The organism is Levilactobacillus lindianensis (assembly GCF_003946095.1).
GTDB classification, from domain to species: Bacteria; Bacillota; Bacilli; order Lactobacillales; family Lactobacillaceae; genus Levilactobacillus; species Levilactobacillus lindianensis.
Genome location: NZ_RHOD01000010.1, coordinates 21093 through 33054, shown reverse-complemented (window position 1 = coordinate 33054; position 11962 = coordinate 21093). Strand labels below are relative to the sequence as shown.

Here is an 11962-nt window from a genome sequence, read left to right as displayed (position 1 = left end):
TTACACCTCAATCTGACTCCCACGTTGGCCAATCGTTGTCAATGCTTGATAGAGTTCGGCAACACCGGGTTCATTCGCCGTCCGATCGGCTAGGCTTTCAAACAGATCGGCAATTCCTGCCATGTCTCGAGCCACCGCATACTGGGCATCGGCCGGACAAAGTTGCAGCAACGTCACAAACCGATGGGCATTCGCATCCTGCGTCAGTGGCCAGGCCGCCAACTCATTCAGGCACTGCCGCAGAATCTGCTGCTGTTGGGCTGGCGTCAAATCGGCAAAGATCGTCGTCGCATTGGCCGCCGTATAGGCCTCCTCTACCGTTAAACCTGGTCGTCGTTTCTGCACGTAGCTCGCAAAGGTGGTCCCGACCGTGGTTCCCAGGTTTCCCTGTAGGATGGCGGCCAGAATAGCCGTTTGGCCCAGCAGCTGCTGACGATCCATCTCACGTAAGGCGTCTGAGACCCGTTCCCAGGCCCGTGGCGTTGGTTGCAGGTCTGCGTCAGCCATTGCTGTGCCTTGCGCCACCAGGTGCAAATCAGCGGGGTTCTCAGCCACGTAGTCCGTGACCAGTGGTGTCAAACGGGGTTCACCGGCAACCCTCGTTGTCGCCCAATCTAGCCAACTGTCACTATCGGCCGTCAAGATCAGCCGAGTCGTCCGATCGGCAATGGCCGCGTCTCCGGGCGTCACGCCGTAGTGACTCTGTTCAAATCCCGCCATGGTGGCATCCGGATTTTCGGCCAACACCAGGTGAACCTGCTGCGGTAATTTAAGCGTATTAATTTGGCGTTGCAAAACCAGGTTCATCAGCTCACTCTGCACGGCTTGAGTCCCACGATTGAACTCATCTAGAAACCAAATAATCTCCTGTTGCGGATGGTCCTGGGCATAACGAATCATTGCCACCAGCGTATGCGAATAACCGAACTGAACATCCGCCAGTGACCCATAATCCGCCGTTTGAACGAAAGAATCACTGGTCAGTGGGGGCACAGGAATCACTAGATCTCCCTTTTCCACCAGGCTAACCACGGTCGTGAAGAGCTTGGCCCCACGTTGCCGAGCCAAGTCGGCGACCAAAGCCGATTTCCCGATACCGGCTTCCCCCACAATCGTGGGCACACTGCCACTGGCAATGACCACGTTGACGGCTTGTAGACAGGCTTGATAAGTTAAGGCCAAGCGACTCACTCCATTTCCTTTAGATATAAAAGAGGTTGCGCCAGAGCCTCCCGTTCCAGGTTCAGAACGGCAGTCACGCGCAACCCCTTTTTAATTTGTACTTAGTTGTAACGCGTCGTCTTATTTTACCACGCGACGCTGGAAGAATTTAACAATTTCCACAATCACAACCATCATGAAGGACGCTGCCAAAACGATCGCCCACTGGAAGAGATCCAGATGAGCCACGTGGAACATGCTGTTAAGTCCGGGAACCAGGATGGTCATGGCCAGTAACGCGAAGGCAATCACGATCGCTCCGTTGAAGAATTTGTTCTTAAACAAACCAACCGAGAAGATGGACCCGTGAATCGACTTGGAGTTAAAGGCATGGAACAGCTGAATCAGTCCCAGCGTGGCAAAGGCCATGGTTAAGGCATCGGCGTGAGCCAGTTGTGTGGCTTGGTGAACCGGGTAGGTAATTGCCAGCCAGTAGACAAACAGTGTAATACCACCTTCAAGCAGTCCCTGGTAAATGATTCCTCCCAGCACACCACCGGAGAAGAAGTTCGACTTCCGCCCGCGTGGCTTCTGTTTCATAATGTTCTTTTCCATCGGTTCAATTCCCAAGGCAATTGCTGGTAACGTGTCGGTCACCAGATTAATCCACAGAATATGCACCGGTGCCAGAATTTGCCAGCCTAACATGGTCATCATGAAGAGCGTCAGGACTTCCCCCAGATTGGCGGATAACAAGTACTGGATGGCCTTTTGAATGTTAGCGAAGACCTTCCGTCCCTCTTCAACCGCCACCACAATAGTGGAGAAATTATCGTCGGCAAGGACCATGTCACTGGCCCCTTTGGAAACTTCGGTCCCGGTGATTCCCATTCCAATTCCGATGTCGGCAGCCTTCAACGCTGGTGCGTCGTTGACCCCATCACCGGTCATGGCTACGACCTTACCGCGTTTCTGCCAAGCCTTCACGATACGAACCTTGTGCTCGGGAGCAACTCGCGCGTAGACTGCGTAATCACTAACCTTTTTGGCAAAGGTAGCATCATCCATCGCATCGAGTTCGGCTCCGGTAATTACGGCGTCGGTCTCGCCGGCATCAATGATCCCCAGTCGCACGGCAATTGCGGCCGCCGTGTCGCGGTGGTCTCCAGTAATCATCATCGGGCGAATCCCTGCCGCCTTGGCATCCGCCACGGCTTGGGCCACCTCTGGCCGTTCGGGATCAATCATGCCGACCATCCCAGCAAGGATCAAGTCATTTTCCACGTTTTCGCTGGTCAGATCTGTTGGCACCTGATCGACAATCCGATAGGCAAAGGCCAAGACACGAAGCGCCTGAGTGGCCATATCATGGTTGGTCTCTAAGATTTGTTGCCGGTCGGCCTCGGTTAGCGGTGACACATCACCGCTCTTCGCCAACTGTGTCACGCGTTTCAGCAGTTCATCCGGTGCGCCCTTCACGGCAATCAGGAACCGACCATCGGTCAAAGGATGGACCGTTGACATCAATTTTCGTTCGGAATCGAAGGGAATTTCAGCAACTCGGGGCATGGCACTCAATACCTGACTCACTGGGTAGTTTCGGTCCATCTGATACTGGACTAAAGCCGTTTCTGTCGGATCACCAGCCAAACCATCGGCGGTAACCTTGGTATCATTACTAAGAATCATGACCTGGGCCAAGCGATTCTCGCGGTCAAAATCAACCTTGTGGGCATCAACGAGGTTTAAGTCTTCATAAACCTTCTCAACAGTCATCTTGTTTTGCGTCAGCGTCCCGGTCTTATCCGAGGCAATAATATCGGTACTGCCCAACGTTTCCACAGCCGGTAACTTGCGGACAATGGCGTGACGTTTGGCCATCCGCTGGGTTCCTAAGGCCAAAGTAATCGTGACGATGGCCGGTAACCCTTCTGGAATGGCCGCAACGGCTAAGGAGATGGCTGTCAACAACATGTCAATCAGACTCTCGGCCTGACGCCACATACCCATCCCAAAGACAATAGCGGCGATCACGAGGATTAGAATCGTTAAGGACTTTCCAAGTTGCGTCAAATTAGCTTGTAATGGCGTAGTAGTCTCGTCGGCAGCTTCAATCATGCCGGCGATCCGACCCACTTCCGTCTGCATCCCCGTGGCCACAACCACCCCGGTTGCGCGGCCATAGGTCACATTGGAATTCATGAACGCCATGTTGTGGCGATCACCAATCGGTAAGTCGTCGCCGGTCAACACGGCCGCGGCCTTTTCAACGGGAACCGATTCACCGGTCAGTGCGGATTCCTCAACCTTGAGGGAAGCCACGTCGAGGAGCCGCAAGTCAGCGGGGATAATGTCCCCAGCTTCTAACAACACGATGTCCCCCACCACCAGCTCGTCAGACTTAACGGTCATTACCTGACCGTCTCGACGAATCGTGGCATTAGGTGCCGACATTTCCTTTAGCGCGTTGATGGCTTCTTCGGCCTTAGCCTCCTGGAAGACCCCGAAGATAGCGTTTAACACGACCACGATCAGGATAATCACGGCATCCACAACTTCTCCGGTCAACCCGGCAATCAGGGCCGCTACTAGCAGGACGATAATCATGAAATCCCTAAACTGGGCGATAAACTTCTGTAATAGGGACGAGGTCTTCTGTTGGTTCAGCGCATTGTGGCCATTGGTTGCGAGTCGCTCACTGGCGGTTGCGCTACTCAGCCCCTGATCACTTGTCTGAAGTCGCTGATACAGGGTATCTTTTGATTCTTGATATAACGGTATTTTGGCCATTGCCAATTCCTCCTGAGGTGTGCTCGTCAGCCCATCTTTATCCCATTTAAGGGGTAAAAAAAGAGACTCACGCGTGCACACAAATAAGTTTGTGAACACACATAAGTCTCACTATTTAAGGCAATCCCGGATTGGCAACCGACTGACAAACAGTCAATTCCAAAGAAATCTTGCTGACGGGTATTGCCGCAGAGTTGCACTGCTAGTTACTCCCTTATGGTTGCTTGTAGGAACAGTATACCGGAATGATTTCGCCGCGTCTACCCAAAAGCCCTTAAATTATTAATAGTATCAGTAAGCTGAGTCCAATCATTGTTGCGATGGTAATTCACTCAAACTATCGGGTTATTCAGACAGTGGGCGATAATCAATTGCCACCACGTGACTCGTGATTCGCATGGTATGGTCACTGGATCCCAAAGGTTCTAAGAGGATCTGAGCGCTCTGGCCCACCTGCGCATTCACCAGGTCGAGAATCTTGATCGGCTGGTTGTCTCGCCGCAAGTTTCCTTCTGGCGTCCTGGGCCGACGCACCAACGTCTTGTTGGCACCATCGAGAACAATTTCATACTGTGACCCCGTAGCCGTTGTGAATTGGTAACGACCCGCTATCGCCGGATTAATGACCTTTACCTGTGTCATATGCATCACGCTCTCCTTACTGTCTGAGATTAACCAAAAGTGACCATCCAAATTTAGAAAAAAGGCCCAGAGTCAACAAATAGATTGCCACCTCTAGACCTTAGGATCAGTCAAAGCTTACTTCCGCTTCTTACGCTTCAGTCGCTTACGTTTATTCTTCTTCATTTGCCGTGTCATGCGGTTCATGGCCATCTTTTGCATCCGGCCACCGATGCCACCACCCATGCCACCGCCCATTCCTGAGTTGCCCATGAGTTGCTCCATGCCAGACATGTTTCCCTTCGACATTTGATTCATCATTTTTTTCATTTGGTTAAACTGCTTAATCATCCGGTTCACTTCATGAATCGGCCGACCAGCACCACCTGCAATCCGGCGGCGACGGGAAGGGTTCAACAGGTCAGGATTCGTCCGCTCTTGCGGCGTCATCGAGTAGACTACGGCCTTCAAGTGTGCCATGTCCTTAGGATCCATCTGAACATTCTTCATAGCGGGGTTATTAGCCATCCCCGGAATCATCTTCATCAGGTCCTCCATGGGCCCCATTTTCTGGATCTGTTCGATCTGATCCAAGAAATCATTGAAATCAAAGGAGTTTTCCTGAATCTTGGTGGTTAACTCCTCAGCCTGCTTGGCATCGTATTCCTTCTGGGTCTTTTCGATCAGGGACAGCATGTCCCCCATGCCCAGAATACGAGAAGCCATTCGGTCTGGGTGGAAGATGTCCAGCGCGGTCATCTTTTCCCCTTGCCCAATGAACTTGATTGGCTTGCCCGTGACGGCGCGAATTGAAAGGGCAGCCCCACCACGGGTGTCCCCATCTAACTTGGTGAGCACAACCCCAGTAACATCGAGCTTGTCATTGAAACCTTCAGCCGTGGCAACGGCGTTTTGCCCCGTCATCGCATCAACCGTCAGGAGGATTTCGTCGGGATGCGCGAGATCCTTGATCTCTGCCAACTCGTTCATGAGTTGTTCGTCGATCTGCAAACGACCGGCGGTATCAATGATCACGTAGTCATTGTGATCTTCTTGGGCCTTAGCTAACCCTTGCCGAACGATTTCGACTGGGTTCACGTCTGTCCCTAGTTCAAAGACGGGCACGTCAATACCGGCAGCGACCTGGACCAATTGGTCGATGGCGGCTGGCCGGTAAACGTCGGCGGCAATCATTAATGGTCGAGCGTTTTCTTCATTTTTGAGTTTCAGGGCTAGCTTGCCGGCCGTGGTCGTTTTCCCGGCCCCTTGAAGCCCAACCATCATGATAATCGTTGGAATCTTCTCGGACTTGTTCAGTGGGACGGCTTCGTCCCCCATAGTTTTCGTCAGTTCTTCGTCAACAATCTTAACGATTTGTTGGGCAGGGTTTAACCCTTCGAGAACGTCGGCACCCATGGCTCTGTCACGGACTTGCTTAACGAAGTCCTTAACTACCGTAAAGTTAACGTCGGCTTCCAATAAAGCGAGCCGAATTTCTCGCATTGTTTCTCGTAAATCACTCTCGGAGACCTTACCCTTGCCCCGAAGCTTGCGCATTGCGTTTTGCAGTCGTTCAGTTAATCCTTCAAACGCCATTCGTTTTGCCACCTAACTTTCATTGTTCTTCTAGATTTTCAAGTCCCGCGACTAGCCGATTTAACTTGGCATCCTGCGGGTAATTCTGCGCCACGTAGGTCTGAATCTCATCGGCCTGTTGGTTGCGCGCGGTAAATTCCTGGTAGAGATGCAACTTACTCTCGTAGTCCTCCAGGATTTTTTCGGTCCGTCTCAAATTGTCGTAGACCGCCTGGCGGCTCACATTGAACTCCTCGGCAATCTCTCCTAAGGAGTAGTCATCACCGTAATAGAGTTGCATGTAGTTATTCTGCTTCACCGTCAACAGCGGCTGGTAGAACGCAAATAAGGAATTAATCCGATAGTTTTTTTCAATCTCCATGCTTGGTCCTCCAGTTCGTGTCACACTCTACCAGAATACCGATTTTTAGCCGTTTCGTCAATTTTTTCGGTAAGTTCTGGGCGAACCTCATGACATAAGAAAGCTATCGTGCCGAGTAAGCAGGATAGTTTACTGGCCGGCCTTTTCAATCCGCCCACCTATACCTAAAATTCAGAACGGCTTTATGATGAGCGCAACACCACTGGAGGAGATGGGCTCATGCACTTATATTTTAACAAGCACTTTTTATCCAACCGTCATTTTTGGACCGGAGTGGTGGTCATCTTTGTCTTTTGGCCGATACGCGCGAGTCATAACCCCTTGGCACTAATTGCAAGTCTACTATTGCTAGCATTTGGCCTAACCGAAGTTGGCATCGCTCTCTTTCAGAATCCCGACAACACCGACTAAATCGATTTAAAAATGACCACCCCAGCAATCCACTGGAGTGGCCGTTTCTATCAATTAAGCTTTTTTGTCCAACGCCTTGACGTCAATCAAGCCCTTGAACAGACCGTAAACGAACTCGTTTGGGTCAAATGGCCGCAGATCCGAGATCTGTTCACCCAATCCAATGAACTTCACGGGCACGTGGAGTTCATTACGAATGGCAAGCACGATCCCCCCACGAGCAGTCCCGTCCAACTTGGTGAGGACGATCCCGGTAACATCGGTGGATTCCTTGAATAATTTAGCCTGGGTCAATGCGTTCTGACCCGTCGTCGCATCCAACACGAGTAAGACCTCGTGCGGGGCGTCTGGAATCTCACGCGTGATGATCCGTTTCATCTTTTCCAACTCATTCATCAGGTTAACCTTGTTCTGTAAACGACCGGCGGTGTCCACGAATAGGATGTCATAATCCTCTCGTTTAGCCTTTTGCACGGCGTCAAAGACCACCGCGGCCGGATCCGATTGGGACTTTCCCTTCACGATATCCACGTCGGCACGTTGCGCCCAAACGTTCAGTTGTTCGGTAGCCCCGGCTCTAAAGGTGTCGGCCGCGGCCAACAAGACCTTCTTACCAGCCTGGTGATAACGATTGGCCATCTTTCCGATGGTCGTGGTCTTCCCAACCCCGTTAACCCCGACAAAGAGGATAACGGTTGGACCCTCGGGTGCCATGTTCATAGCTGTGGTTTCGTTGTTGCCAGCGGCCTCATAAATCTCGACCAGCTTCTCAACCACGACGTTCTGCACGTCGGCCGACTTCTTGGCATTCCGTAATTTAACTTCGTCACGAAGTTCATCACTGATCTTCACGGCCATGTCAAAGCCGACATCGGCCCCAATCAAGGTCTCTTCCAAATCGTCGAAAAAGCCCTCATCAACGTGACGGAAGTTCGCCAGTAAGGCATTCAAACGTTCGCCAAAGGTATGGCGGGTCTTCTCAAGCCCCTTATCGTAGAGTTGCTCATCACTGACTGGTTGAGCTATCTCGTCGGTCGTTGGCTTTTCAGTTGTCGCTGCTTCTGAAGCTGTTTTCTCGGCAGGTTCGGCCTCTGACGAAGTCGCCGTAGAAGTTACGGCAGACTCGGGAGCTACCTCGGATTCCGGCGCTACCGTGGATTCCGCATTCGCCGCACTAGCTGGCGTAACGGCCTTGTCAGATCCCGTGGTGGCATTGGATTCAGCAACCGGTTCGGCGGACACAGGTTCATCGACCGCATCACTGCTTGCCTCGGGTTCGGTCGTGGCTGCCGCGCTGCTCTCAGTTTCGGGCGCAACACTCTCAACCGAGCTAGCAACACTTGTTTCAGTGGCCGCACTAGACGACGTGGCTTCGGCTTCACTGCCGGCCGGCGCCGTGGATTCAGGTGCTTGGCTATCGGGCTCTTGCTTAGCCCGACGGCGAAAAATATCAAATAATCCCATTAGGATTGCTTCCTTTCCGTAGTGGTTTCTTGGTCCAGATCAACGGCGACCATTTTGGAAACGCCGGACTCCTGCATCGTCACCCCGTAAAGAATATCGGCCTGCACCATGGTTTCCTTCCGGTGAGTAATGACAATGAACTGCGTCTGATCTTGGAACTGATGGATGTAACGGGCGAACCGGGTCACGTTGGCCGGGTCCAGTGCCGCCTCCACCTCATCTAAAATACAAAATGGCACGGGTTGTACCTGTAAAATTGCGAACAGTAACGTAATCGCCGTTAACGCTCGTTCACCCCCAGAAAGCAGTCCCATGTTCTGGAACTTCTTGCCAGGTGGTTGCGCCATGATATCAATTCCCGTTGTCAGGAGATTGTCTGGCTCGGTCAGCACTAATTTTGCTGTACCCCCGCCAAACATCTGACGGAAGGTTTGGGTAAACTTGGCGGCAATCTGATCGAAGCTGTGCTTAAAACGCCGCTTGACCTGTCCATCCAATTCATCCATGGTGGCGGTCAATTGGTCCTTAGCTGTCAAGAGATCATCGCGTTGCTTCGTTAAGAAATCGTAGCGCTCACGCACCGCTTGATACTCTTCAATTGCACCCACATTGACCGAACCAATCTCATCTAACCCCCGCTTCAGCAACTTCAGCTGGACGGCCAACTCGTTATCGGGTAGGTCACTCACATCCGTTTCCGCAGCGGCCAGACTGAGTTGGTACTTCTCAGACAACTGGTTCTGTTGTTGGTCGATTAAAGCGGCTAGCTGGGTCTGCTGGACCTGCGCCTGCTGTAACTCATCATTTGCCAGTTGCAGCAGGCCACTGGTTCGTTGGTTCGCCGTCTCGGCCGCTTCCAGATCATCATTAACCGTGGTTAACGTGGCATTCAACTTTTTGAGCTGTGCCTCAATCTGGTCACGATCAGCCTGTGCCTGAACCAACTGTTGTTTAGCCGCAGCCGGGGTCAGTGCCTGTTGCTGATCGCGACGTTGTTGTTCCGCATTAAGCGACGCCACTTTTTCCTGAGCCACGGCAATTTGATCGGCCAAGGCCTCACAGCTCGCTTGTTGCTGTTGTTGCCGTTCTAAAGCCCCAGCACGCCAAGTTTGCTTGGCAGTCAGTGCGGTCTGATTGGTGGCTTGTTCGGCAGTGACCATTTTAATTCGCTGTTGGACTGCCTTAACCTGCTCTTCGGTCGCCGTAATCTGCTTCTCACCGGTCAGAATCTGCTCGGCCAAGTGGGCATCCTGCTGGTCATCCCCCGCATTCTTCGCCTGGTCGATATCCAACTGAGCCGCCTTAACCTGGCGACTAGCCTGTTCCAAGGCCGTTTTGGCCCCGGCTAACTGGTCATCCAGTTGACGACACTTAGGTTGCAGATCGGTAATCCTAGCCTGGAAACGTTGGCTCCGTTGTTCACTGGCCAGCAAAGCCTCTCTAGCGGCCTTAATTTTACTTTCTTGCTGCGATAATTGCTGTTTCATTGTCACGATCGACGCTTGTAATTGTTGTAAATCTTGTTGTTGGCGCAACACACTGTTGTGGTTTTGCCGCGACTGGCCCCCGGTAATGGCTCCACTGGCACTGACCACATCCCCCGCCAGACTCACCACGCGATAACGGTGATGGATCTGCTGGCTAATGGCCACTGCCGCATCCAGATTGGCGGCAAAAATTGTCGTTCCTAAGAGATAGCCTAGAATGCCCTGAGCTCGTGAGTCAATCTTAACCAGATCACTCCCAATTCCCAGAAAGCCACTGAGCGTCGCCAAGGTCTGACGAGTGGTGTGATCGATCTGTCGACCACGAATCGCGGTCAGGGGCAGAAAGGTGGCTCGCCCGGCCCGCTGGTTACGCAGGTAGGTCACGGCCGCCTTAGCCGTCCGTTCCGAATCGACGACGACCTGTTGGAGCTGGCCTCCTAAGGCATACTCGACAGCCGTCGTATACCGTTCCGGCACCTCTAGCAATTCGGAAACGGCCCCTAACAGCCCGGAAAATTGGTCACGGTGCTTCAAGATCGCCCGAACACCTTGATAAAAACCGCCGTACTCAGCCGAAGCCGCCTGTTGACTCGCGGCCTTAGTCTGTGCCCGTTGGTAAACTTCAAGCGCCGCCTGCCAGTTATGTTGTAGCTGACGGTACTGTTGCTGCTGTTGTTGGTAATCTCCAGCCTCGGCATCGAGCCCGTGTTCGGCCTCATTGAGCTGTTGCCGTTGCCCGGCTGCCTGTTGTTGAACAGCAGTCACCTTGTCCTGAGCAGCCTTTTCGCCAGCCTGGAGATCGGAGAGTTGCCGGGCCACCCGTTGCCCCTTCTGGAGCAAGCGTTCTTGGTTCTGCTGGATATACTGTCGCTCATTACGCCAATTGGCTACAGCCTGCTTCTGATCGAAATAGGTGGTTCGGAGTTGTTCCAACTGATCGCGGAGATCGGTGACTGTCTTGGGATCGGTGGCCTGCTTTAACTGTTTGATTTCAGCTTTTGCCGTCACAAGTTCGGCATCTAAGGATTTTAACCGGGCTTGTGTCGTTGCTAACTTTTCCTGAGTCGTCGTGATCGCTTGCTTGAGCTGGGCCAACTGTTCTTGCGCCTGTTGCTTTTGCTCCGCTTGATGGCGTTGCTGTTCACCCGACAGGTTAACCTGTCCCTGACACTGTTCAACCTTCTGGGTGGCGGCCACCAGTTTAGCTTGAAGGTCATCCTTCTCACTCAGTAGGTCGGCCTGTCGTTGCTTGAGACCTTGAACCTTCGCCGTTTGCTGTTTCGCAGCGGCTTGATGACTTGCCACTTGTTGTTGCTTGGTAGCTACCGCATCATCCGCAGACCCCTTCTGATCCAGCTCTGTATGTAGTTGGCGAACCAATTGGGTTTTCTCCAATTGGACAAACTTTTTTTGCTGGTCGAGATAATCCTGAGCCAGGCTACTCTGTTGCTCGAGTGGCTCCAGACGACCTTCCAGTTCGGCGATGATGTCCTCCACTCGGTGAAGATACGTCATCGTTTCTTCAAGCTCACGTTGAGCCTTTTCCTTATGCTTCCGGTATTTGTAGACCCCTGCAACTTCTTCGATGATGTTACGGCGATCTTCCGGTTTGCTGTTAAAGATGGCCTCAACCCGGCCTTGAGAAATGATCGAAAAGGAATCCTGGCCCATGCCAGAATCCATTAGGAGTTCCGTAATATCCCGGAGCCGACAAATCTGTCCGTTGATTTGATAGTCGCTTTCCCCGGAGCGATACAGGACACGACTCAAGGTCAGCTCCGTATAGTCACTCTTCAGATAGTGATCACTGTTATCCAGGGTGATCGCCACCGCGGCACGATTCAACGGGTGCCGGTCGGCGGACCCCGCGAAGATCACATCAGGCATCTTACTTCCCCGCAAACTCTTGGCGGATTGTTCCCCCAAAACCCACCGTACGGCTTCCGAAATGTTGCTCTTCCCACTACCGTTAGGGCCGACGATGCCGGTCATCCCCGGCAAAAATTCAATTCGAGTCTTATCCGCAAAGGACTTGAACCCGCTAATTTCTAATGTCTTTAGCCGCATCGTT

8 protein-coding genes are annotated in these 11962 nt (G+C 52.5%); 1 reads left to right on the top strand and 7 read right to left on the bottom strand.

All coding sequences use genetic code 11. The features are described 5' to 3' along the window. From EKM70_RS05585 to EKM70_RS05565, 5 genes are all read right to left on the bottom strand, one after another. Nucleotides 1-1182: an ATP-binding protein gene (locus tag EKM70_RS05585; RefSeq protein WP_125546032.1), complete on the bottom strand. Its 1182-nt coding sequence runs from the start codon at nucleotides 1180-1182 to the stop codon at nucleotides 1-3. Between the two features lie 120 nt (nucleotides 1183-1302). Further along, nucleotides 1303-3951 carry a cation-translocating P-type ATPase gene (locus EKM70_RS05580; RefSeq protein ID WP_125546030.1) on the bottom strand — a complete coding sequence of 883 codons (2649 nt, stop codon included), beginning with the start codon at nucleotides 3949-3951 and terminating at the stop codon, nucleotides 1303-1305. A 345-nt stretch (nucleotides 3952-4296) separates the two neighbouring features. Next, nucleotides 4297-4599 (bottom strand): hypothetical protein, encoded by a 303-nt coding sequence (locus EKM70_RS05575; protein ID WP_125546028.1) that lies wholly within the window; start codon nucleotides 4597-4599, stop codon nucleotides 4297-4299. Nucleotides 4600-4710: 111 nt separating this feature from the next. After that, complete coding sequence (gene ffh / locus EKM70_RS05570) at nucleotides 4711-6168, bottom strand: signal recognition particle protein (protein WP_125546026.1); 1458 nt, start codon at nucleotides 6166-6168, stop codon at nucleotides 4711-4713. 19 nt (nucleotides 6169-6187) lie between these two features. Then, complete coding sequence (locus EKM70_RS05565) at nucleotides 6188-6529, bottom strand: putative DNA-binding protein (protein WP_057879191.1); 342 nt, start codon at nucleotides 6527-6529, stop codon at nucleotides 6188-6190. Nucleotides 6530-6748: 219 nt separating this feature from the next. On the opposite strand from EKM70_RS05565, the gene EKM70_RS11500 reads away from it, so the two are divergent. Next, the gene (locus tag EKM70_RS11500) at nucleotides 6749-6940 is read left to right on the top strand and encodes a hypothetical protein (protein WP_125546024.1); all 192 of its coding nucleotides are present in this window, start codon (nucleotides 6749-6751) and stop codon (nucleotides 6938-6940) included. A gap of 54 nt (nucleotides 6941-6994) precedes the next feature. Here the strand turns inward: EKM70_RS11500 and ftsY are convergent, their stop codons facing one another. Further along, nucleotides 6995-8404 (bottom strand): signal recognition particle-docking protein FtsY, encoded by a 1410-nt coding sequence (gene ftsY / locus EKM70_RS05555; RefSeq protein ID WP_125546022.1) that lies wholly within the window; start codon nucleotides 8402-8404, stop codon nucleotides 6995-6997. Continuing rightward, entirely contained in the window at nucleotides 8404-11958 is a 3555-nt protein-coding gene (gene smc / locus EKM70_RS05550) for a chromosome segregation protein SMC (protein ID WP_125546020.1), read from the bottom strand. The genes ftsY and smc overlap by 1 nt, the downstream gene beginning before the upstream one ends. Between the last annotated feature and the right edge of the window lie 4 nt (nucleotides 11959-11962).